General features: G+C 44.8%; 20 protein-coding genes and 1 pseudogene. 15 read left to right on the top strand and 6 right to left on the bottom strand.

The window, feature by feature from the left end:
* The first annotated feature begins 8 nt into the window (after positions 1-8).
* From GRP75_RS07005 to GRP75_RS06980, 6 genes and pseudogenes are all read left to right on the top strand, one after another.
* Complete coding sequence (locus tag GRP75_RS07005; RefSeq protein WP_023989844.1) at positions 9-401, top strand: DUF4280 domain-containing protein; 393 nt, start codon at positions 9-11, stop codon at positions 399-401.
* A 21-nt stretch (positions 402-422) separates the two neighbouring features.
* A complete protein-coding gene (locus GRP75_RS07000) occupies positions 423-3197 on the top strand; it encodes a DNA/RNA non-specific endonuclease (RefSeq protein ID WP_160788940.1) in 2775 nt (924 codons plus the stop codon).
* A 7-nt stretch (positions 3198-3204) separates the two neighbouring features.
* Positions 3205-3681 (top strand): antitoxin YezG family protein, encoded by a 477-nt coding sequence (locus tag GRP75_RS06995; protein WP_053325932.1) that lies wholly within the window; start codon positions 3205-3207, stop codon positions 3679-3681.
* A 1359-nt stretch (positions 3682-5040) separates the two neighbouring features.
* Complete coding sequence (locus GRP75_RS06990) at positions 5041-5529, top strand: hypothetical protein (RefSeq protein ID WP_160788939.1); 489 nt, start codon at positions 5041-5043, stop codon at positions 5527-5529.
* 27 nt (positions 5530-5556) lie between these two features.
* The gene (locus tag GRP75_RS06985; RefSeq protein WP_053325931.1) at positions 5557-6000 is read left to right on the top strand and encodes an SUKH-3 domain-containing protein; all 444 of its coding nucleotides are present in this window, start codon (positions 5557-5559) and stop codon (positions 5998-6000) included.
* A gap of 375 nt (positions 6001-6375) precedes the next feature.
* Positions 6376-6990: pseudogene (locus tag GRP75_RS06980) on the top strand (DUF2167 domain-containing protein); the annotation flags it as partial.
* A 180-nt stretch (positions 6991-7170) separates the two neighbouring features.
* Here GRP75_RS06980 and GRP75_RS06975 read toward each other — a convergent pair.
* On the bottom strand, positions 7171-8202 hold the full coding sequence (locus GRP75_RS06975; RefSeq protein ID WP_160788938.1) for a PocR ligand-binding domain-containing protein: 1032 nt from the start codon (positions 8200-8202) through the stop codon (positions 7171-7173).
* 189 nt (positions 8203-8391) lie between these two features.
* On the opposite strand from GRP75_RS06975, the gene GRP75_RS06970 reads away from it, so the two are divergent.
* The 4 genes from GRP75_RS06970 to GRP75_RS06955 all read left to right on the top strand — a co-directional run bounded on the left by GRP75_RS06970 (position 8392) and on the right by GRP75_RS06955 (position 13785).
* Entirely contained in the window at positions 8392-9525 is a 1134-nt protein-coding gene (locus GRP75_RS06970) for a glycerol dehydrogenase (protein WP_160788937.1), read from the top strand.
* A 1-nt stretch (position 9526) separates the two neighbouring features.
* The gene (dhaK, locus tag GRP75_RS06965) at positions 9527-11287 is read left to right on the top strand and encodes a dihydroxyacetone kinase subunit DhaK (RefSeq protein WP_160788936.1); all 1761 of its coding nucleotides are present in this window, start codon (positions 9527-9529) and stop codon (positions 11285-11287) included.
* A gap of 223 nt (positions 11288-11510) precedes the next feature.
* A complete protein-coding gene (locus GRP75_RS06960) occupies positions 11511-11762 on the top strand; it encodes a hypothetical protein (RefSeq protein ID WP_160788935.1) in 252 nt (83 codons plus the stop codon).
* 406 nt (positions 11763-12168) lie between these two features.
* Complete coding sequence (locus GRP75_RS06955; protein WP_160788934.1) at positions 12169-13785, top strand: cellulase family glycosylhydrolase; 1617 nt, start codon at positions 12169-12171, stop codon at positions 13783-13785.
* A 322-nt stretch (positions 13786-14107) separates the two neighbouring features.
* On the opposite strand, the gene GRP75_RS06950 is transcribed toward GRP75_RS06955, so the two are convergent.
* Positions 14108-15112, bottom strand: coding sequence for an LLM class flavin-dependent oxidoreductase (locus GRP75_RS06950; RefSeq protein WP_029515656.1), 1005 nt, complete (start codon positions 15110-15112; stop codon positions 14108-14110).
* A gap of 152 nt (positions 15113-15264) precedes the next feature.
* Between GRP75_RS06950 and GRP75_RS06945 the strand changes: the two genes are divergently transcribed.
* Complete coding sequence (locus GRP75_RS06945; protein ID WP_160788933.1) at positions 15265-15588, top strand: DUF3817 domain-containing protein; 324 nt, start codon at positions 15265-15267, stop codon at positions 15586-15588.
* A 128-nt stretch (positions 15589-15716) separates the two neighbouring features.
* On the opposite strand, the gene GRP75_RS06940 is transcribed toward GRP75_RS06945, so the two are convergent.
* Together GRP75_RS06940 and GRP75_RS29555 are read right to left on the bottom strand one after the other, a co-directional pair.
* Positions 15717-16667 (bottom strand): acetylxylan esterase, encoded by a 951-nt coding sequence (locus tag GRP75_RS06940; protein ID WP_160788932.1) that lies wholly within the window; start codon positions 16665-16667, stop codon positions 15717-15719.
* 36 nt (positions 16668-16703) lie between these two features.
* Positions 16704-16967 (bottom strand): YkgJ family cysteine cluster protein, encoded by a 264-nt coding sequence (locus GRP75_RS29555; RefSeq protein ID WP_013311446.1) that lies wholly within the window; start codon positions 16965-16967, stop codon positions 16704-16706.
* Positions 16968-17263: 296 nt separating this feature from the next.
* Here GRP75_RS29555 and GRP75_RS06930 point away from each other — a divergent pair, with 296 nt between their 5' ends.
* A complete protein-coding gene (locus tag GRP75_RS06930; protein WP_023989828.1) occupies positions 17264-17521 on the top strand; it encodes a GlsB/YeaQ/YmgE family stress response membrane protein in 258 nt (85 codons plus the stop codon).
* A 128-nt stretch (positions 17522-17649) separates the two neighbouring features.
* Here the strand turns inward: GRP75_RS06930 and GRP75_RS06925 are convergent, their stop codons facing one another.
* Positions 17650-18951 carry an MFS transporter gene (locus GRP75_RS06925; RefSeq protein WP_160788931.1) on the bottom strand — a complete coding sequence of 434 codons (1302 nt, stop codon included), beginning with the start codon at positions 18949-18951 and terminating at the stop codon, positions 17650-17652.
* Between the two features lie 278 nt (positions 18952-19229).
* Here GRP75_RS06925 and GRP75_RS06920 point away from each other — a divergent pair, with 278 nt between their 5' ends.
* The 3 genes from GRP75_RS06920 (at position 19230) to GRP75_RS06910 (ending at position 21590) form a co-directional block, all read left to right on the top strand.
* Positions 19230-20081: an amino acid ABC transporter substrate-binding protein gene (locus GRP75_RS06920; RefSeq protein ID WP_023989826.1), complete on the top strand. Its 852-nt coding sequence runs from the start codon at positions 19230-19232 to the stop codon at positions 20079-20081.
* A 73-nt stretch (positions 20082-20154) separates the two neighbouring features.
* Positions 20155-20823, top strand: coding sequence for an amino acid ABC transporter permease (locus GRP75_RS06915; protein WP_023989825.1), 669 nt, complete (start codon positions 20155-20157; stop codon positions 20821-20823).
* A gap of 14 nt (positions 20824-20837) precedes the next feature.
* Positions 20838-21590 carry an ATP-binding cassette domain-containing protein gene (locus GRP75_RS06910; protein ID WP_160788930.1) on the top strand — a complete coding sequence of 251 codons (753 nt, stop codon included), beginning with the start codon at positions 20838-20840 and terminating at the stop codon, positions 21588-21590.
* 119 nt (positions 21591-21709) lie between these two features.
* Here GRP75_RS06910 and GRP75_RS06905 read toward each other — a convergent pair whose 3' ends face one another.
* Positions 21710-22864 (bottom strand): MFS transporter, encoded by a 1155-nt coding sequence (locus GRP75_RS06905; protein ID WP_160788943.1) that lies wholly within the window; start codon positions 22862-22864, stop codon positions 21710-21712.
* Positions 22865-22951 lie beyond the last annotated feature (87 nt).

Genomic DNA, 22951 nt, shown 5'->3' with positions numbered 1-22951 from the left:
AAGGGCACATGTCAGACAATGAGTATTATGTCGTACGGGGGGCCTGTATGCGTTGCACTTGCGGGACCCATCCTCGAAAGATCAATTTGCCGAACAGCCACGGGGCTTTTGTTAATGGTAAACCCATGATGAATGAAGGAGATTATTCTCCTGAAAATGTCCCTCATTTTGGAATTTGTAACAGTCCGGAACAGCCGAGTGCCGAGACTATATATCTGATCGCCGAAGATGGCTCCACTATTTCTGGAAAGCCATGCCTGCCGATGCTGACGGATAAGTGGAAAAACACAAAAGAACAGACAAAGGTGGAAGGCCAGCCAGCCTTGACGACCTCTTCATTTCAGACTTGTTTATATCATGGATTTATCGAATTTCATACGAATGGCCAGCAGGAGGAGTAGCTGGAAGGGAGGTTTGAAAACATGATAGGATATGATCAGATTCGAATAGATTCCCCCTACCCCATTCAGGTCTTAAAGGATGTTCAGATCGAGTGGAAGCCGAGTGAGCATGGGCGTATTACACTCACAGGCATTTGTAAGGAGTCGAGTCATGCCACGGCTGCGCTAGATGCGACCTCAGAGGATCAGCTACATGTGTATGCGCAGAATGGACAAGAAGAAATCAGCTTGTTTAAGGGTGTCGTCCATACAGTGGAAGTTGAGAACCATAATGGAGTATATACACTTACACTGGAAGGAATCAGTGGCTCATTTGAGCTGGATATTGTCAAAAGAAAGCGGTCTTTTCCTGAGGAAAAACAAACATATAGACAGTTAGTGCATAAGCTTGCTCAAGGCTATGAGCAAAGTGATGTCTTGTTCCAGACCGGAGAGCAGTCGGTAGGCGAAGCCATTTTACAATATGATGAAACCGATTGGGAGCTTATGAAACGGATGGCGAGCCGTTTACATACAGTGGTGGTCAGCGACATATGGGAGTCCGCAGCGCCGAAGCTGTATTTCGGCATGCCTGCTGGCACCCAACGAACGATTCGGAAGGATACGCCTTATACGGCAAGTAAAGATTTAAAGGGCTATCAGTGGGCAGGCGGAACGTCAGCCGGGCTACATGATACCGACTTTTTCAAATACGAGATCGAAAGCGGAGAACGGTATGCTCTTGGAGACGAGGTGCAATTTCGCCAGAAAACAATGATTGTAACTGAATTGCGAAGCCGCATGGAAAAGGGGCATTTGCTATTCAGTTATGTGTTGGCCCGCGCGGAGGGCATTCGCAGTGATTTCATCCCCAATCCCAAAACAATCGGAATTTCTCTGGAAGGAGAGGTCCTCGCGGTACGGGGAGAGGAAGTGAAGCTGCAGCTGACGATTGATAAGGATGATGGGGTATCCGAGCCGCATTGGTATCCATTCGCTCCCCCAACGGGAAGTGCGATGTACAGTATGCCGAAGGTGGGAACACAGGCAAGCCTGTATTTTCCAGATGCGTCTGGTTCCAGAGCAATGATTTTGGGTGCGGTTCGTACAAATGGAGACGGTTGTGCGAAAACGAGTAATCCCAATGATCGATATTTCGGTACGGAGCATGGAAGTGAGCTGAAAATGGCACCGGGTCGCATCCATATCATGGGTGATCCGGGTGGGACATTGCAGATGAGTCTGGACGATGCTACTGGGATTGAAATAACTAGTCCCAAAAAGCTAACGCTAGAAGCAGAGCAGGAAATTATTCTGAATACGCCGAAGAAAATCATTATTGACGGAACAAGTCAGGTCATGGCGTACCAGACGGGAGGAAGCACGGGGCTTTCGGTAGAGAACGAATACCACGTGTTGGGAGGAAATGTATGGGCGGACGGTAGCGACCGAACCGCGTACCCGCCGTTCGACGATGAGCCGAAGGAAGGGCAGCCACCTCCACCGCCGCCACCCCCTGAACCGTTTAACTGGGGCAAGCTGGGGATGAATATTTTGGGCGGTTTGGCGGTTGTGGCAGCCGTAGCCGTGGTGGCGGCCGTTACGGTAGCGACGCTTGGAGCGGGTACGGTGGTCATTGCGGCGGTAGCCGGAGGAGCACTGCTTGCAGGCGGCTTGGGCGTAGCGAGTTTGGCGGCATCGGATATCGCCCGAGGGGAAGTGAGCGACTTTAGTGACTATGCCCTGACCGGCTTAAAAGAAGCGGGGATCGGGGCAGTGTCTGGAGCGATCTTTGGTCCACTCGGTGTAGGAGGAACGTTGCTGAGAAAAGCAGCGATCGGCGGTGTGACAAATGCCGCGGAAAATCTGGCGAGTCAGGTGCTAAGCGGTGAAAAGATCAACTGGGGCTCAGTAGCAAAAGACGCAGGACTAGGTTTTGTCACCGTAGGCGTACTGGATTCCAAAGTAGGCAAGGCCATCGGCGGATTCGCGGAAAAGGTAGGCAGCAAGGTTACACCGCAATGGATTAGCAAAGGTGTAGATGCAGTCGGGGCAGGCTTTGGCAAAGCTCTAACCAAGCTGGAGCAGTCCGGCAGTAAACTGGGTCAGAAGTTCAATGAGCAACTAAGTAAAATGGCAGACGGCCTCAACCCCGGTAAGTTGGCCACAGCCAACGGAGCGCCAGTTCCGCATGTTAATAAGATGGACAGCGGGCCACTTCCACAGACGGATGTGCAGAAGAATTACAACAAGGTCATGAAGGAAATGGAAGAGAACTCGGCGAAAAAGGTTGATGGGACTGGTGAAGTTAGTAAGACTGTAATCCCTTATGGAAAACAAATTGAAAAAGTCGGTAACAAAAAAATATTAAAACCGAATGCAAAGTACACAACACCAGAAGGATATAATTATGAAACAAATGAATTTGGTCGTATTGAAAGTGTCGAGGCTGATTTACAACTCGGCAAAGGAACAAGAAATCAATACGCTCAAAGTAATGTGGGAGAAACAGACAGAATTCGAGGTGATTATCCAGATAGAGATGATGGTGGTCATTTAATTGGTAGTCAATTTAAAGGTTCTGGGGATATTGATAACTTACTTCCAATGAATTCCCAAATTAACGAAGCTGGTGGAAAATGGCATCAGATGGAACAAGAATGGGCATCAGCGTTAGAAAGAAAAGAAAGCGTCAAAGTAAAAATAAACCCCCAATACACTGGTAATTCTGCTAGACCTGATAGCTTTATAGTAGAGTATTCGATTGATAGCGGTAGGACAAAGAAAATCACAATAGAGAATCAAATTGGAGGTTGATAGAATCATGGAGCAACAGATGGATCAGCTTTACCCCTTAATAGCAGAGCATGTTTTAAGTATGATACCTGACGACAACTGGAACGAGATTTACTTATATGCCGAAATACTGGATGGATCTAGAGAGGTATATTTTTATTTCAATACTTCTGAGAATGAGGCTTTTATATACTCCCATGATATTCCTGAAAAATATAGTGTGAATGAAAAAATTTACGACAAATTACTATTAGAATTGCAAACAAAATTTAAAGAATTAAGACAAATATTTATAGACAACGATCAAGACGCGTGGACAAATTTAACCTTAACTTTGAAGTTTCCTGGTAAGTTGAAGATTCATTATGATTATGAAGATATAATAGCTTCGACACTAACCTCAACTCAAAGACAAATGATTTTTGAGTATCGATATTTAGGTTTACTTCCTGAGAATGAAAAGAATAAACTGTTTGTAGAGAATTATTTAAATAGTCAAGATTAATAGCTCTGTAGAACTAACCTGACTATGACAAACTATAGGGAGAATTTCGCGACATGGGGCTACCCAGTGCCGAATGAACCCCTCTTTCAGCCAAACACACATATAACCTATGTAATATCCGTAAAAATATTTTCCCATTATTTTTATACGCACATCAATGCTTTAATTTTATATTCTTAATAATACTGTTCTGTTGCTTCGAACAGGTTGATTATGGTCAGAACCCACCATGATTGACCTGTTTTTTGTTATTTTTGTTTTCTCCCTGATTTTTTGGCATTCTTCCCAACTGTAGAGTACGCTGTCCTGATGGATATAGTGTTAGAGACGTTGCACCTAAATTGCAGGATAGTCCAACTACTATATTGTTAGGCTGTTTCTGAATAATGTCTACAAGGAAGCACGCAACGAAATTTGAAGTAGTTAAGATTTTTATTTTGTAAGGATAATCTGGTGACGACCAGTTGACATACAACAGGCAGGGTAACGTTTAAAGGCTACCCACCTACCCTCTAATTAAGCCCGAAATTCATGAAAAAAATCGGTAAGGGCGCACATGAAAAAAATCACTGTATCCATTGACCGCATTATCATTGACTTTACAGATATCTATTGGAACTTTTTCAATGAGTTTCATAAACGAATCTGTCACTTGCTTCAATGGTTCAATATCCGCCGCAGTTTAATAACAAGTATCTATGTGTAGTGCTAACGGACTTGACTAAGTTTACTTCAAAAGTGGGGCGGCTCGTGCAGGAGATCCAGGCGGTCAATCAGCTTTTATAGCCAGGATAAAAAATAGAAAATATACTTATAAGTACCTTTAAAGGTGAAGAGAAATACGACCGCCATGTAAAAAATGTAAAAAGGCACTTTTCGATTTTATTAATGACTTTCATGAATAGTATTTTTGAATAAATAGGAGGATGCTTATGGATAACTTATCATATGATGCGGAGAGAAATACTGATACAAGCAGGATGGAAATCAAATATTAACCGCAACAGCAAAGTTTTTAGAAGCAATGGGGTATCAAGTATTCGATTCAGTGATTGATGCACTGACGGCGGACATAAATTGCATCTTTTAACAAGGATAGTACAACAACTATAGTAAAGAAGGTAGACAAAGAAAGTTACTTTAATCGCAGTTTAACTACGCGTAGCAGGGATTATTGTGTGAGAAAACCATTTGGTGACGACCGGTCAACCGATACAGGTAAAAGGATAAGTTTTAGGTTAGCACCCTTACCCTCTAATACAATCCGAAATTAACTTTATCTTTGTTTCTAAGTCGTGAGCATGTTTGGAACAGAGGCGGCGCAATAATAGATTTGTGGGAAAGGTGGTTTGATAAGTTATGAAGTACGGAATACACAGTAATTTAGTTGAAGAGGTTATTCAGTTCTCAAATTCTATGATAGATTTTCCAAAAACAGAGAGACCTCAAAATATTGTTACAATTAATCAATATGAAGAGGCAAAAAGGCTAGCTATTACTGAAGTTTTCGGTGAAGATGAATATACTTGGTCTGATATAAGACAACTTAAAATGGGAAAAGTTAAGGGAAAGTTATATAAATTAGATTCTTCCCAAAAACCTAGTGGTTTAAATGAATTAACTGGATTGCTAGCTGATGGTCTTAGCAGTCAAATAACGGACTCTTATAGTGATTTTTTTGAAAGTGTTGTAGTTGATTTGAGAAACTGCGCAATAAATCGTGCAATAAATGGTGAGATTGAAAATTTTTATGAACAAGTTTTTAGAATCTATAAGGCTGGTGGTTTTCCATGTGGGTGGGATGGTGATTACCCAGACGAAGGAAGATTTATTGCTTACTTTGCCTAAAAACAATAAACTGAGTGAGGTTAACATATGACTTTTTCACAAAGAACTATTGATATTTTAAAGGATGCTGGTTGGTATCCCGAAAGAAAAGTAGAGATCAGCTCAACAATAAACTTTTTAGAAAAAAAAGGATTTGAAGTATTTAATCCTGCTAAAGAGGCATTTGAACATTTCAGAGGACTAGAGTATTCAGTGCCTAGTGACGAATCAGATGACTTTCAGATAGGTCCTGAATTTTTAAGGGAAGGAATTGAAAGGAAACACTATAGCAGGTATGAAACGATAATTGGAGAAGAGCTAGTTGTGATCGGATTGGCATATGACGATAATGCAACTATGTTTATGTCTAAGACTGGGAAAGTATACGGTATCATGGACGATTATTATATTTGGAAATTTGGCAATAATATATATGAAGCTATGAATAATTTATGTGAGAGTAAAGAGCTAAAGGTAATTAGTGAGGAATAAAGCTAAGTGTTTAACAAAGTCAACTAAGCAACAAATAACTTCAGTTTTAATAAACTTTTAAAGCTTATTCCGTTATGAATCAATGAAGGAATAAGCTTTTTTTCTGTATGCCCAAAATAAAAGTGGAGAGCAACTACATGGAGAAGAAATGGCGATAGTAGAAGTAATTGTGCTCAATCTCAAGTAGCTGGACAGCAGACCTTTTTAGATTTCATTAACGATTTACAATAAACATATGGTTAAATTTACCGACTTTTCCCTTGTGCGGCTAACTTTTTAAGGGAATTTGGAGGGATAAAGTATAGCTTTAATCGACTTAATGGAGCTAAAGACTCATTTCATACAATTACAGAGGAAACTTATGGGGATTACTATGAAAAAGAAGACATCGATGCGGAAGCCATTCTAGATAATTATAAAGAGGGTACGGAAGAGAGTAACAAGGAAAAAGCGGAAAGTGATCGCCTGTATGTTACGGGTTGGGATGTGGAGCCTTTTTATAATGAAGCGACCCATAATTTAACCTGGTCTATGCTGGCGGAGGATGGGAACAAGGAAAAGCTGATCAATTATAATGTTCGCTTGCTCACTCGTCAGGGTTATATCTCTGCCATATTAGTGTCCGATCCTGCGCATTTGGACGCAGATAAGAAGTTTTTGAATGAGAACATATTACCCAAGCTGACAGTCAAATCAGGTGAGCGGTACGAGGATTTTAATGCTTCAACGGACAAATTTTCCGAATACGGCCTGACCGGATTGATTTTGGGAGGAGCAGGCTTGGCAGTAGCTAAAAAGGTAGGCTTGTTGGCATTACTCATTGCTTTTTTTAAGGGCGCAGGAATTAAGGTTATCATACTTATTGGTGCTGCTTGTGCAGGTATGTTTGGTGTAATAGGCAAGTTTTTCGCCAAATTATTTCGCAAGAAAAAATCGGAATCCGTGCACAATGAAACGAACGTTCAGGATCAGTCAGAAACACTACAGTAAAGATAAAGAAACAATCCAACATAAAATTGCTGATAAAAAGGGTATGGTGATTGAGCGCAAATCACCATCTCTTGCAGCTTGAGAAGCACACCAGGACATAAGTAGCTGAGCAGAACTAATTTACATGAACAGATGATCATGGTGACCTTAGACCCGTGAATCATCTGTTTTTCGTTTATTTTATCCCTTGTAATACTTTCGGTACACCGCGGGCGTTGTGCCTTCATACTTTTTGAATATTTTAATGAAATACCCTGGCTCATTGAAGCCGAGCTCGCTACTGATCTGAGATACAGGAATATCTGTAGCTTCAAGCAATTGCTTCGCCCATTTAATCTTCAGGCGGGAAAGATAGCTGGAAAAGTTCTCCCCCGTTTCCTTGGCAAACAGCCGACTAAAATAGCTTGGGCTAATGTGGCACAAGTCAGCCATGGCTTTGAGAGAAAAAGTTTCACCCTTGTGCTGAAAAATATATTCAAAGGCGGGTTTTAGTACGGGATTTCCGCACGGAATATCCACATCTCCTGAGGAATTCAGATAGGCATCTGCTAAGAAATTATTCATTTCTTTCTTAAGGTTTTCGATATGCTCCAACGAGTAGCCAGGAAGGATCTCGGACAACTGCAGAGTGGACTGTGTGGCCGACGCCTTCTCGAACATTTCTGCGAGAAGATTTTTGTTCATGGCTTCTTCAACAATATAATTACACAATAAGGATAACATGTTGGAGATCGTCTGAATTTCCTGATAGGTCATGGATGGCAGATCGGCGTAGTCGTTCTTAAGTTCCTCCCATTTGGAACTGTACAGTTTTTCATTTTTTGACGTGAGGATTTGCTCCAGCTGTAAGGCGCTCGAAGGATCGGCTAAGCGGACCTGACCTGCCATGACGGCGCCGATGTACTTATCGTCAATAATGATCGGTACCGCGATGTCGACGATGTCATAATGACAGAGATAAATATAAGGTTTGTTGGAACGCACCGCTTCAAGACCGCCGCGAGAGTCACATTTTTGGCAGTAGGGAAGGAGACTCTCATCCTGGCGAACCTTCTTGCAGAACGATTGGCATTGGCTGTGGCTAGTTACGGGATTCCCTTTATAATCGACGGTGAGAATGGCTAATTTGGTAACGGATGCTAATGAATCCTGCAACTGCTCCCACTTTTTCAAATCAAAGATTTTCTGGATGCTCAAATGTTCACGTATCAAGATTCTCATCCCTTAATGGTAAATTATCCTGTAAGCGATAACAAAAAAGTACAATTTGTGATCTTCAGTGCAAAAAAATACGATTGTAGATTATAATATATTCCTTGATTCCTCCAATGTAAAGTTTACATGGTTCGGTTATAGTTTTAATCAGAACGAAGCCAACACAATCATAAGGAGGAATTATAGATGAGAAAAGCTTTTATCAGCCCAAGCAAATATGTACAAGGTGAAAACGAATTGTTGAATTTGGGTTACTATGTGAGCACTTTCGGCAAATCCGCTTTACTGATTGCGCATCCTGACGATGTGGCGCGGGTAAAAGATAAGCTTGATTCCACTTTGGGTAAATATAACGTAACCTTTATTGAAAGCGATTTTATGGGTGAGTGTTCCAGACAGGAAGTGTCTAGACTTCAGGAAATTGCTACTGCGAATGGATGCGATTGTATCGTAGGTCTCGGCGGTGGGAAAGCGATCGACGCGGCGAAATGCGTGGCCCAAGGGGAAGCGCTTATCATCTGTCCGACGATTGCTGCGACGGATGCACCGACAAGTCACTCGGCCGTTCTTTACACCCCGGAAGGCGCTTTCGACGATTACGCCTATTTTAAGCAAAGTCCGAGTGTCGTATTAGTCGACACCACCGTAATTGCCAATGCGCCAACCCGATTCCTCGTATCAGGCATGGGTGATGCACTGTCGACTTACTTTGAAGCCCGTGCGACCTCCCGTTCTTACTCCATGGTCAATGCCGGACTGCCTAACGGAGTACGCGAAGGACAGTGTGCGCCAACAGTAGGTACAAATGCGGCGATTGCACTTGCAACGCTATGTTATGAAATGCTGTTGAAAGACGGTACCAAAGCAAAAGCGGCATGTGATGAAAACCAAGTTACGCAAGCACTCGAAAATATCATTGAAACTAATATTTTACTCTCAGGCCTCGGCTTCGAGAGCGGCGGACTTGCGGCGGCCCATGCGATTCATGATGGACTCACGATTTTGGAAGGCACGCATCATTATTATCATGGAGAGAAAGTTGCATTCGGTACGATCGCACAGCTGGTGCTCGAAAACGCACCGACGGAAGAATTACTTCAGGTACTTGATTTCTGTTTAGCCGTCGGTTTACCGGTCTGCTTGGCCGATATTGGCGTCGATCATATCAGCCAGGAAGAACTCATGGAAGTAGCTGCAAAGGCCTGCATTCTGGAGGAATCGATTCATTCCATGCCGTTTCCGGTCACAGTGGAGCAGGTTGCAGCGGCAATCGCTGCGGCCGACCGTATCGGGAGCCAGTACAAAGCGGAGGTAAAGTAGCATGAAAAAGGTCATTAACCGTGCGGAAAATTTGGTCCTTGAGATGTGCAGCGGTATTGCGCTCGCGCATCCCGAGCTGGAATTTCTGCCAAAATACAAAGTGCTCAAAAAAAAGGAATTGAACGCGGAGAAAGTAACGCTCATCAGCGGCGGTGGCAGTGGTCATGAGCCCGCCCACGCCGGCTTTGTTGGCAAAGGGATGCTCGATGCCGCGGTCTGCGGTGATGTCTTCGCCTCTCCCTCACAAATTCAAGTATATCAGGCCATCCGAGCGACAACCGGGAAAAAAGGTGCGCTGCTGATTATTAAAAATTACAGCGGCGATATTATGAACTTTAGAAACGGCGCCCATCTGGCCACTGAAGACGGTCTGGAAGTGGACTATGTAAAGGTTGAAGACGACATCGCTGTAGAAGACAGCCTATATACGGTCGGACGGCGCGGGGTGGCGGGAACGGTACTCGTCCATAAGATCGCGGGTGCAGCGGCGGAAGAGGGCCGGAGTCTGGCGGAAGTTAAAGCAGTGTCCGAGAAAGCCGCTGCGAATGTACGCAGTATCGGATTCGCATTGACTTCGTGTACCGTGCCGGCGAAGGGCACGCCAACATTAGATCTCGGGCATGATGAAATCGAGTACGGCGTCGGCATTCACGGCGAGCCTGGGACCAGCCGTGAGAAGCTGACGGATGCGGATACGTTGGCAGGCAGAATGGTAACCGATCTCCTTCGAGACATGCAGATTGAAACTGGATTCAGCGGAGAAATCGCCCTGTTGATCAATGGTTTCGGCGGTACGCCTCTGCAAGAACTGTACCTCTTCAACCATTCGGTCACTCGCGAACTAGCAGCGAAGGGGATCACGATCGATCGCACTTTTGTCAATAATTATATGACGAGTATCGATATGGCAGGCATCTCGGTTTCCATCATGAAGCTAGACAACGAACTGAAAACGCTCCTTTCCCATGAAAGCAACGCACCTGCGTTCAAGGTGGCTGGACCTGTTGATCATGTCGTATTCACGGATATTTCAACTGTAGCAGACGAAAAGCGTCAAGTATCCTTTGAGGTGGAAACGGACCCTGCCTTCGCGGTTATTGAGAACAACAAAGTTACGTTGAACAATCTTATCTATTTAGTCGATAAGATGAGCGAGGTTATCATCAAGAATGAGGTACCTTTCTGCGATCTTGACTCTCATGCAGGCGACGGCGACTTTGGCATGAGCGTTGCTAAGGGATTTCGTCAGCTGAAACGAGAATGGAGAGACATCCTGAATCAAGATTCTTTGACGATGGGAGCCTTTCTTCATTCATGCTCGCTCGTCATCATGGAATATTGCGGTGGCGCTTCGGGTCCGATCTGGGGTTCAGCATTTCGCGCAGCGGCACGATCTGCGGGCGAACGAACCGAACTCACCGTTTCCGAATTCGCGGATATGATGCAGGCTGCGGTGCAAGGCATACAATCAACAGGCGAACGTTCTTTCGGCAGAGGAGCCGTCGTTGGCGATAAAACGCTTATAGATGCATTAGTGCCATGTGCGGATAGCTGGTTGGAGAGCGTAAAATTAGATTTTGATGTGAAGGCAGCCTTTGTAAGTGGTGCTCAAGCCGCTGTATCAGGGGCCAAAAAGACGGAAGACATCGTGGCGCGCATGGGTCGTGCCGGAACGGTCGGAGAGAGAAGCCTCGGTTATCCAGATGCGGGGGCTTATGCGCTTGGGGTGATATTTACGGAGCTCGCTGAGTGTTTGAAATGATTCTCTATATATCCAAAATTACTGTAGCGAACATTTCGTTTAGATATCCATTCTGTAACACTCGCTAATTCTTAAAAATTCAAGGTTTGTTCATTGCAATTGATGTGCATTAGGTTTATAATTTCAGACGGATTCAAAGGGCTTATCCCGGAATCCATGGGAGTTCATCCCATCTGAGCTAGCTTACTGCATGCTCAAATATGAATTAAGCGAGGGATTTACAATGAAAACCTGCTGCACCATCCAAGTTGACGAAGACAGTTTAGTTATTGATTTGCCAGAAGAAGGAACCACGCTAGAGTCCCTGCTCGGTGATATTGAGAGCTGTGGAGGTAGTGAAGAACCTTGGCTGCAACTTATAGACAAGGTAATAGGTAACTCATCTGAGACTGTACTGACAGATCAAGCGACGGATGGCGGCGATATGAAGGAAGATCAGACGACCAAAGAACCTCAAGCAACTGTTCAGGGGTAATAGGGAGATCCTACGTTAAGACGAAATTTGTAACATTATTCGATCACATATAAGATCATTTATAAGACTGCTATACCGAGCCAAGGCATCGGGAAGCAGTCTTTTTTTATTAAACAACTAAAATTCTCCAAATTTTGCAATTGGTAAATGAGTCTTTTGTCCCTTTAGTACTCTATAGTAGCCAACTAAGCAGAACACATCCCAAAACCGTGACTTCCTGTTCATTTTCTATCATAAAGTCGAAATGTAACATGAAACTAACTATAATAGTAGTATCATCCATATACAGGTAAGTGACATCTATGTTTGGACCTGATCCTCTTGTTGTATGAAGGAGGGGGCAAAAGAGCGGAGAACAACGTACTGATAAGTCTCATCTACTTTATAAAAAGGAAGGAATGTGTAAATGATGAATGGGCAATGGATCCTGCCAAGGATCGCAAAAAGAGTAGCAGTCATGCTAACAGCAGTATTACTGTTAACGTTAACGAACGGATTCAACTGGAATACGCAAACAGCAGAGGCTGCTGGGACGACCCCTGTGGAACGTTACGGACAACTTTCAGTAAAGAATGGCAAACTTGTGGATAAAAACGGTAAACCTGTACAACTCAAAGGTATTAGCTCTCACGGCGTCCAATGGTTTGGGGATCTGGTAAATCAGGACTCTATGAAATGGCTACGGGACGATTGGGGCATTTCCGTATTCCGGGTTGCACTGTACACTGAAGAAGATGGTTATATCGCCAATCCTTCTTTGAAAAATAAAGTGAAGGAAGCGATTGAGGCAGCACAGAAACTGGGCTTGTACGTCATTATTGACTGGCACATTCTTTCAGATGGCGATCCGAACATTCATAAAAATGAAGCCAAAGCTTTCTTTAATGAATTTTCGACTCAGTACGGCCATTTGCCTAATGTAATCTATGAGCTTGCCAATGAGCCGAATGGGAATGTGAACTGGAACAATCAAATCCGACCTTATGCGTCTGAGGTATCTCAGGTTATTCGTGCTAAGGACCCGGACAATATTATTATTGTAGGAACAGGCACATGGAGTCAGGATGTACATGATGCAGCAGACCATCCACTTCCAGACAAGAATACAATGTATACCGTACATTTCTATGCGGGTACGCATGGACAGTACTTGCGCGATCGGGTCGATTATGCGCTGAACAAAGGCGTGGGCATATTTGCTACCGAGTGGGGTACAAGCGATGCTTCGGGTAACGGTGGTCCGTTCCTGAATGAATCCAAAGTATGGACTGATTTTCTGGCAAGCCGTGGAATCAGTTGGGCTAACTGGTCGCTGGCAGATAAAAATGAGACCTCTGCTGCGCTGTTGCCTGGTGCTGACCGTAAGGGAGGATGGCCTGATTCACAATTGTCCGCTTCCGGCAAATTCGTAAAACAGGCGATTCTGGAAGGCTCCAGCAACAATGGTGGAGGCGGAAACAACGGTGGGAATAACGGCGGAGATGGCGGCAACACTGGCGGTAATAACGGTGGTGGCAACAACGGCGGCGATAACGGTAACGGAGGAAGTACACCAGGCAGTAACGATCAAGGGATTGTGCTTCAGTATCGCACCGGTGACACGAACGCCAAGGATAACGCAATCCGTCCTGAATTTAATATCAAAAATACAGGGAAAACAGCTGTGAAGTTGAGTGATCTAAAAATTCGCTACTATTACACAGATGAAAGCAAACAAGCTCAGCAGTTTTTTGTAGACTGGGCCAGGATTGGCAATGAAAAGGTAAAAGCAACATTTGTAACATTGCCGAATCCAAAGGCTAAGGCTGATAAATATATGGAGATCTCTTTCACAGATGGAGCGGGAACGATTCAGCCCGGAGGGGAAAGCGGAGAAATTCAACCCCGGATTCATGCTGCAAATTGGAGCAATTTTGATGAGACCAACGATTACTCCTATGGTGCTACCCAAACTGCATTCGCAAACTGGGACCATGGCACTGTATATCAGCAGGGTAAGCTGGTTTGGGGGATAGAGCCTTAGAATTTAATCGTTACTAACTTTATCGGAACGAGTAAAGATATGGGACTTTTGGGTGGAATATTTCCAAGGTTTGGAGTATAGAATATGCCCCTTTGGTATATGAGGACTGGAACTTTAGAAGGTAACGACTAACACTTTAGTTTCGGTATATATACTACCAAAGTACCAGATGATGTTCGACTTTTGTGGTGCTTGAATTACTTCCATAGTGCAGAGTGGGTGGTTCCAATGAACCCCTCTCATACGACAAACCCCCGCTGTTGCCATTATAGGCAGGCGGGGGTTTTTATGTTTCTGAAGCTCAGCCTCCGTTCAACTGTGTCTATACCAAATCAAAAGCTTTGGCCAGCAGACGGTAGGACTGAACACGTTTATCAAAGTCATGTATGGATGAAACGACCAGTAACTCATCGGTACGATACTGCTCAGCTAGTCTTAGCAGCTGTTCCTTACACTGTTCAGGGGTACCAACAACACGCCATGCTGCGGATTGACGCAGCCGCTCACGATCCAACTCCGTGTACGGATAGGACATTGCTGTTTTCACTGACGGAAGAGAACTCATTTCTTTACCTTGCATGAGCAAAAGGAAATACAAACTAGCACTGGACGCAAGTTGTTCAGCTTCTTCTTCGGTTTCCGCGCAGGCCACCGTCACAGCCGCCATGGAATGGGGCTTATCACCCAGGATCGAAGGCTGGAATTGCTCGTGGTAACGTGCGGTAGCTTCTACACCACCTGGAGTCCCGAAAAATTGGGCAAAGGCATAGGAGGCACCCATCATCGCAGCCAATCTAGCGCTTTCTCCGCTGGAGCCGAGCAACCATAATTCAGGGACGGTCGATATCATCGGGGAGGCATGAAGACCGGCAAATCGATGATTGTCAGGCACCGAATCATGGAAGTAGTCGATTAAATCGAGAATCTGCTGTGGATATTGTTCGACAGATTGGTACTTGCCTTCCTGCAGGGCACGAGTAGCCAGCGGTAAACCACCGGGAGCACGCCCTATTCCCAGGTCGATGCGTCCTGGATGGAGTGCCTCCAGCAAGCGGAAGTTTTCGGCGACTTTATACGCGCTGTAGTGTGGTAGCATAATACCGCCTGAACCTACACGAATGCGTGATGTGTGAGCAGCCAAATGCGCAATCAGCACCTCAGGGCTGGAGTGCGCTAGTGTTTTGGACGCATGATGTTCGGATACCCAATAACGGCTATATCCCAGTTGATCAGCTTCACGCGCTAAATCTGTTGTATTGGATAATGCATCCTGAGCAGTACCGCCTTCAGGAATATGAGACTGGTCCAGTATACCCAGTTTAAGCATTTAAAATCACCTCTTACACAACTGTATCAGACACAACTCATTAGGTCAAAACTCAAAAATGGATAGGTTGGAGTTTGGGGACCTTTTCGTTATAATAAAGGATGTGTAAAGGATGAGAGAACATCCTTGCTTATGGAGAGGGGATTGAATTTGTGTTAAGAACACCTTTGGGGCGTGTCCGACTTGTGCTCTGGATTCAAGCTATAGCTTATTTGGCGATACTATTCACCCACCAGCCGCTGCAAGCTGCGGGCATGACCCAGGCGGTTATGGTGATTGGTAACATATACCGGGTGAGCTTTTTGTTGCTCCTCGTTGCTTTAATCTATGGAAAAACAGCACTGCACTGGTCTATACGGCGGCCTCTTTTTATTATGTTTGCCTCCTTCATCCCGTTTGGTCTGATGATTATGGATTTTGTTTGGGTGCGAAAATGGACAGGGGATTCGGCAGCAGAACAGCGAGCTGCATCGTAATCTTAGAAGATTTTTTCGTGTGAAGTGTCGAGGAGTTTGTCTAGCGTAAGCGGAACTGGCCCCGATACAGTAGAAAAGAACATTACGCAGTTTGATGCGTGGTGTTCTTTTTTTGTGCACTGGAGGAATTATGAAAAATGCTGAACTAAAAATTCTGCCGTTTTGCGTCTTTGAAAGCCTTCAACCCAATGTCCGGTAAACGGATAAATTTCAATCGTTTTCGGTGATTCAATACGGTTATAAGCGGCGAAAATCGTCTCTGGCATACACACAGTATCCTTGAACCCTACCGATACCATGATCGGGGTACGAATGCGATGAGCAAGATTCATCACGTCAAAATAACTTAATGTATGTAGTACCTGCTCCAAATGCTCCGGAAATCGGTTGACGAATTCAGCTGCTTCCGTCAGTGAACTGGTAGAATTCATCATACCAAAATCCATATGACACATATTGGGGATATCCGCGACCGTAATGGCAGCTTTATCGCTGAGCGCAGCCACCATTAATGAAAGTCCGCCGCCCTGACTGGCGCCACTGATTGCGATTTTAGCCGAATCAACATCCGACTGCTCCGCTACCCAATCTACGGCTCTAAGGGCATCGCTTGTAATCGTTTTGTAGTAGCAGGTATCCTTGTCCAATATTCCTTTCGTTACCCAGCCTTTAACCGTACCGTGAGGATCACCCAGACGGTCTCCCGTTTCTCCTGCCTGACCACGTACATCTACTGCCAATACAGCAAAGCCAAGCATGAGCCAAGAGGAATAATCTTCAGGATAGCCTTTTCCGCCTGTATAGCCATGAAACAGAACGATACACGGCAGCTTTTGATCTCCGGCAAATCGGGGGCGTACATACCAGGCATGCAGAGGCGTATCATCGACACCCTCAAAAGTAACCCGGTAGGCAAGGATATGAGGATATGGTGTTTCTACGGGAGCTTTGAACGCACGTACAGGTTTGGTGTGTACTTCTTCCAATGTTTTGGCCCAGAATAAATCGATATCCTTCGGGGCGGTAAGATCGGGCCGATATTGCTTTAATTCGGCAATTCTTTTTTCAATAACATTCATAATTAAAATTCTCCTTCATATAGAATGAACTTCTCCTTAAGCTTTACCCGGTAAAGTTGACTCCTCCAGCTCTCTCAGCAGTTCAAATGCTCTTTCATTAGTGCTTCCACACGTATCCTCATCAGCATGGAATCCACTGCATACAACTGGGCGCTCAGGTTTGCCAAACAATCGGCAACGGTAATCGGAAGTGAGCTGAGGGCAAGGAACACCAGCTGGTTTTCCATCTGGCATGCCGGGAATAGGGGAAGAAATCGTAATGGCAATACAGCACGCGGCACATCCTACTCGACACTCCAGTTGGGGTCACTCCTTAAAATCTGTTATTTTTGTAACTTATGCATGAAGTGACATTAATGAAGCCATAATGTGAGGATGGCACAAAAAAAGCAGGAATACAAGGATGAACGCATATTAGACACACTTTTCACACAAGGGGTATAAATAGTCGTAGAGGCACGTAAGATGGTATCAAGTCCCTAAATCAGTGTTCCGTTCTGTGGTAATATTAACCAATCGTCTTTTGTGTGTTCAAAAGGAGTTCGAGTGGTTAATAATAGAACACAACGATAAAAACTTAAACGAGGTGACGCAAAATGAGTTGGTTATGGGCATTGATTGTTGGTGGTATTATTGGTTGGTTGGCAGGAATTATTGCAGGTCGTGATGTTCCGGGTGGCGTGATAGGTAACATCATCGCTGGTTTTATCGGCGCATGGTTGGGTAGCTTGATTCTGGGAAACTGGGGTCCAGAAATCGGATCGTTCTACATCGTTCCTGCATTAATTGGTGCGATTGTGCTGGTCGTGATTGTAAGCTTGATCTTCCGTTCCGTTGGACGGAGTAGAGGCTAACTTTACGAATCATTGAATAGACTAGCCCTATGGGGCGCAAGGCTAAAATGGAAAAGAAGCTGCTTCCGCAAGGTTCGAAAATGAACCTGTGGGAGCAGCTTTTTTTGAGGAAAAGTGACGAATTTTTCCTATTGAAAACGCCTGATATGAGGAACACTTAGAACGCCCAGCACGATACACATGCCGATGGTTGCAAACATGCCAATTGTGAACATACCACCAAGCTTATCCGCTACAGCACCTACGGCCAGATAGCCGACAGGGAGCAGGGCAAAGGAAAACATTAGATCCAGACTAGCTACACGTCCAAAGGACTCGGCTGGGACTAATTCCTGAAGGCTTGTCTCCCAGATAATCGCAAATATCATAATGCCAAATCCTTCGAGCATCATGCTCATAATCAGTCCTGGCATCCAAGTGACTACAGACAACAGTAGTAAAGCAAGGCCGCTGACAAAAGCTCCTAAGTATGCGAGCAGACCGCGATGCTTCCAATGTTTGCGTGATCCATACACAAAGGCCCCCAGCATGGCGCCAATGCCGCTACTTGCCATCGCAATGCCGTATACGACTGGATTGTAGCCATGATGAACCTTGAACAGCCACGGAATGAGTACAGCGATAATGCCTGAATAACAAATATTAATGAAGGAAAAGGCAAGAATCGTAATCCATAGCCAGGGGTGGCTTTTGAGAATGATAAAGCCTGCGATAAAATCCTTGAGAAAATGCTGTCCACCCTGATCTTGCTGTTCTGGATCTACCTGACCTTTGCCGATGATGGAGGCCAAATGAGCGCTCAGCATCCAAAAACAGGCAAAAGATATCAGATAAGCGATGGAATCCAGTCCAAAGCCGACACCCGGTGAGGAAAAAGATACAATGAAGCCTCCTAACGGAGGGCCAAGTAGACGGACGGCTTGTATACTGATCTGACTAAGCGCGTTGGCTGCATTGCGTATGTCCGGTGTGAACACCTGTGCACGTAAGGCAGAATAAGCGGGATTAAAGATACCGTCCATCAATCCGTATAACGCTAGGCCAACGAATAGTAGCGGCAATTTCATCCCGCCTGTAAACATCAGCACCGCTGCAATGAACATCAGTCCAAACCGGGCGATATTCGTAAACAGAAGGAGACGAATTCGGTCAATTCTGTCCACGATCATTCCTGCGAAAGGCAAAATAAGTACGTTAGGCAGCATATAAACAGTCATCGCCAGTCCCATGATAGTAGTCGAGCCTGTTAGGGAATAGATAACCAGTGGCAAAATGACTGTGGTGACTGAGCTCCCCAACATTGCGATCCAATGTCCAAGCCACAACAAGGTGAACGCTTTGGATTGTTTTAAAGGTGAAGTGAAGGTAGCCCAGGCCGAGTGACTTCCTTCAGGTGATGTAGAGGATAAGGTTGAATTTTGGGTATCCATGATCACACTCCGGTATATTTCTAAACTGCATATTAAAACCTATTATACGAAATCTCTAACGTAAGGGTACAGAAAAAGTTGCTCTGAGGGGAGTTGTAATGAATAGCCTGCCAATGAAAGAGTCAACCTAGAATTACTTTAGGCTGCAAAGATATATAACTTACCTTTTGCATAGGGATTATTGGATAAAAGCATTGACGCGTGAAAATGAATGATGTACTATTCAATGACCAGCCGCGTGCTAGGTTATCAAGAAAAAGGGAAAGAGTGTGGATATCATGAAAAAATTTAGTTTTTTGCCGATTGTACTCATTGTGATGGCATTGCTGGTTTCGGCCTGCGGTAACAACGATAAAGGCGCCAGTACCAATAATGCATCTACCGGAGATAACGGATCTAATAATGGAAAAGCAGATACTACTGCTACAGCTACTCTTGAATCTGTAAAAGCAAGCGGCAAGCTAAGAATTGGCACGGAAGGTACCTATGCTCCGTTTACCTACCATGATGCTGCTGGTAAGCTGACAGGCTTCGATGTCGATATTGCGACTGAAGTGAGTAAACGCCTGGGGGTACAACCGGAGTTTATCGAGACGCAATGGGACGGCATATTCGCAGGATTGAACTCCAAGCGGTTTGACACGGTGTTCAATGAAGTATCCATTACAGATGAACGCAAGCAAAAATATGATTTTTCCGATCCGTACATTGTCTCCAAGGCAGTTCTGATCGTAAGCGAAGACAATACAGACATCCAGAAATTTGCTGATCTAAAAGGAAAAAAGGCTGGGCAGTCCCTGACCAGTAACCTGACTCAAATCGCGAAAAGCAACGGTGCGGAAATTGTGGCAACAGAGGGATTCAACCAAGCCATCGACCTCCTCACTTCCAAACGGGTGGATGCGACCGTCAATGATGGATTATCCTATCTTGATCTGAAAAAGCAAAAGCCTGACGCACCCATCAAAAAGGTGGACGAATCTCCAGATGCTTCACACAGCGCAGCTGTATTCAATAAAGGCAGCGAAGATTTGATCAAGGAAGTAAACAAAGCGCTGGCTGATATGAAAGCTGATGGTACGTACCTGAAAATTTCCGAGAAATATTTTGGAGCTGACGTATCCAAATAATAAATGAAGACCAAACGTTCGCCAAGTCGAACCGAATCTTCCCAAACCTATCTTTTCAAAGGATGTCTGTACAATGGATGATCGTCAAATACAAATCATTATCGATTCATTATTGCCTCTGCTAAAAGCAGGGGTTTCTTTTACGATTCCGCTCACGCTTATCTCCTTTGCTCTTGGACTCGTGCTGGCGCTGATTACAGCGTTGGCCCGGCTGTCCAAATGGAGAATACTCAAGCTGATTTTCGGCTTCTATGTATGGGTGATTCGAGGAACTCCTTTGCTGGTGCAATTGTATATTATTTTCTATGGTTTACCTTCCGTAGGTATTACACTGGACCCGTTTATTGCTTCAGTGATCGGCTTTACCCTCAGCGTAGGGGCTTATAGCTCTGAAATTATGCGTGCGGCTATCATATCCATTCAGGAAGGCCAATGGGAGGCGGGATACTCTCTGGGTATGACGCGCTGGCAAGTATTGCGGCGTATCGTGCTTCCGCAAGCATCCCGTGTGTCCGTACCTCCGTTGGCTAATTCATTCATCAGCTTAGTGAAGGATACCTCACTGGCAGCGACCATCACCTATGTGGAAATGTTCAGAACAGCTAACCAGATTGTAGCTACCACATACGAACCGCTATTGGTGTATACCGAGGCGGGAGTTATTTACCTGCTATTTAGCACCATTTTGACTGTGCTGCAAAATTACCTGGAGAAGCGACTAGGCCGTTTTTCCGTCAGATAAAGGAGATTGTACCGGTGATCCAAATTCGGAATATACACAAATCGTTCGGCTCGCTGGAAGTGCTTAAGGGTGTTGACGTGACGTTGGGTAAGGGGAAAGTGCTTGTTATCATCGGTCCTTCCGGTTCTGGTAAAACAACGCTTTTACGCTGCTTGAATTTGCTGGAAATTCCTGACCAAGGAGAGATCCAAGTAGGGGATATTGCACTGAATTTTGCGAAAGTGACGAAGCTCCGGCAAGAAAACATTTTGGCACTGCGCAAACGGACAGGGATGGTATTTCAATCCTACAACCTCTTCCCGCATATGACAGCAGTACAAAATGTGATGGAGGGACAAGTCACGGTTCAGAAAAAGAGCAAGGATGAGGCGCGCAAACGTGCATTGGAATTGCTAAAAAAAGTGGGGTTGGCTGATAAAGCGGAATCCTATCCGCATCAGTTGTCGGGAGGACAGCAGCAACGGGTCGGTATTGCCCGGGCAATGGCGGTCGAACCTGAGGTACTATTGTTTGACGAGCCGACCTCTGCGCTTGACCCCGAGTTGGTAGGCGAGGTGCTTAAGGTCATGAAGCAACTGGCCGCCGAAGGGATGACCATGGTCATTGTCACCCATGAAATGAAATTTGCAGCTGAGGTCGCGGACCATGTGATTTTGATGGATCAGGGTGTAATCGTTGAGCAGGGTACGCCGCATGAGGTTCTGGAGCAGCCCACCAGTCCACGGGCTATTCAGTTTTTGAATCGTCTGAGCGGGGAAGCGGAATAAAGGGAATTACAGTATTTATTAAAATAAGCGTTTAGACTGAATAAAAAGGCAGCTACAGCCGGGCATTGAAAAATAAGCCTCGAACCCGTAGCTGCCTTTTGCTCATCAGTTGTCCTCTTTTATTTCAATTTTAATGTAAGCAAAAAAGTAATCAACAGAATACAACAGCCTGCTATGAATGGAGCGAACAGATTTGCATCAAACAAAAATCCTGCTAGAGTAGGGCCTAAAATATTCCCGACACTCATATAGGCATTATTCATACCCGCTACATATCCTTGCTCATTCCCGGCTATCTTCGATAATTGTGTATTAAGAGCTGGACGAAGCATAGCTGTGGCAAAGAAAATAAGGGAAGTGACAAGGAAGATACTCCAAAAATCTTTGGCTAAGAGAAATAAAATATAAGCAACTGAGGTGAAAAGAAGCGATCCTTTGATCACCCTTTGTTCACCAAACTTATTGATTATTTTAGCAACAACTAATGCTTGCATACCGACTCCGATCACAGCACCTGCGGTCAGAATGACAGCAATATTTTGAGGTGAGAATTGGAAGCGGTTCGTTACATATAAACCAAGAACAGATTCAAAATTAGCGAGTCCAAAGGTCATCACCAGGACAAGTACAAAGAGCATCGTATATTTTGACTTCAACGATCTTGCGTATTGTTTGTAAATAGATTCCTTCTGAATCATTCTTGCCCGCGCTGCTTTCATTTGCTCTTTCGATAAACTTTCAGGCAAACAAAACACTGAAAAAATAACAGCAGCCATAGCAGCACCTGTCGCTGCGTAAAGCGGCACTCTCGTTCCATATCCTGCAAGAAGACCACCCAGTCCAGGTCCAATAACAAATCCGAATGACATGGCTGCGGCGAGCAGGCTGTTCCCTTTGGCGCGTTCTTCGGTTGTTGTAATATCCGCTACATATGCCATCATAGGTGGAACAATCAGGGCTGCTGCCATTCCTTCCAGAAGTCTTGAGGTATACAGCATCCACAGCTCATCTCCAATAGCAAAGATAAATTTAGCCACAGCAAAAACAATGACACCTGCGACGATGAATGCTTTTCTCCCATATCGATCAGATAGCTGTCCAGTCAGGGGAGAGAGCAGGAATTGTGTCATGCCATAGGCTGCTACCAATAAACCGATCGCCCGTCCACTGGCTCCAAACTCAATGACCAGTTCTGGCAGGATGGGGGTAATTAAACCAACGCCCACCATAACGATGAAGATATTAATCATTAGGATTCCAAGTATTCTTTTCATGCAAAAAACCTCCTTATCCATTGGTTTCTGGATAGGAGGTAGACGTGCGAACAAGAAGATACACTGCTCCCGTCAAAGAAGCAATGC

Origin of the sequence: Paenibacillus sp. OT2-17 (assembly GCF_009827695.1) — a bacterium.
Classification (GTDB): Bacteria; Bacillota; Bacilli; order Paenibacillales; family Paenibacillaceae; genus Paenibacillus; species Paenibacillus polymyxa_B.
This window is presented reverse-complemented; position numbering and strand designations above follow the sequence as displayed.

What these genes read in the sequence shown, in the direction of transcription:
- GRP75_RS06990 (WP_160788939.1), top strand. Translation starts at nt 5,041, where the DNA reads ATGAAGTACGGAATACACAGTAATTTAGTTGAAGAGGTTATTCAGTTC.
- dhaK (WP_160788936.1), top strand. Translation starts at nt 9,527, where the DNA reads ATGAAAAAGGTCATTAACCGTGCGGAAAATTTGGTCCTTGAGATGTGC.
- GRP75_RS06960 (WP_160788935.1), top strand. Translation starts at nt 11,511, where the DNA reads ATGAAAACCTGCTGCACCATCCAAGTTGACGAAGACAGTTTAGTTATT.
- GRP75_RS06995 (WP_053325932.1), top strand. Translation starts at nt 3,205, where the DNA reads ATGGAGCAACAGATGGATCAGCTTTACCCCTTAATAGCAGAGCATGTT.
- GRP75_RS06970 (WP_160788937.1), top strand. Translation starts at nt 8,392, where the DNA reads ATGAGAAAAGCTTTTATCAGCCCAAGCAAATATGTACAAGGTGAAAAC.
- GRP75_RS06985 (WP_053325931.1), top strand. Translation starts at nt 5,557, where the DNA reads ATGACTTTTTCACAAAGAACTATTGATATTTTAAAGGATGCTGGTTGG.
- GRP75_RS06920 (WP_023989826.1), top strand. Translation starts at nt 19,230, where the DNA reads ATGAAAAAATTTAGTTTTTTGCCGATTGTACTCATTGTGATGGCATTG.
- GRP75_RS06950 (WP_029515656.1), bottom strand. Translation starts at nt 15,112, where the DNA reads ATGCTTAAACTGGGTATACTGGACCAGTCTCATATTCCTGAAGGCGGT.
- GRP75_RS06915 (WP_023989825.1), top strand. Translation starts at nt 20,155, where the DNA reads ATGGATGATCGTCAAATACAAATCATTATCGATTCATTATTGCCTCTG.
- GRP75_RS06955 (WP_160788934.1), top strand. Translation starts at nt 12,169, where the DNA reads ATGATGAATGGGCAATGGATCCTGCCAAGGATCGCAAAAAGAGTAGCA.
- GRP75_RS07005 (WP_023989844.1), top strand. Translation starts at nt 9, where the DNA reads ATGTCAGACAATGAGTATTATGTCGTACGGGGGGCCTGTATGCGTTGC.
- GRP75_RS06940 (WP_160788932.1), bottom strand. Translation starts at nt 16,667, where the DNA reads ATGAATGTTATTGAAAAAAGAATTGCCGAATTAAAGCAATATCGGCCC.
- GRP75_RS06925 (WP_160788931.1), bottom strand. Translation starts at nt 18,951, where the DNA reads ATGGATACCCAAAATTCAACCTTATCCTCTACATCACCTGAAGGAAGT.
- GRP75_RS06905 (WP_160788943.1), bottom strand. Translation starts at nt 22,864, where the DNA reads ATGAAAAGAATACTTGGAATCCTAATGATTAATATCTTCATCGTTATG.
- GRP75_RS07000 (WP_160788940.1), top strand. Translation starts at nt 423, where the DNA reads ATGATAGGATATGATCAGATTCGAATAGATTCCCCCTACCCCATTCAG.
- GRP75_RS06930 (WP_023989828.1), top strand. Translation starts at nt 17,264, where the DNA reads ATGAGTTGGTTATGGGCATTGATTGTTGGTGGTATTATTGGTTGGTTG.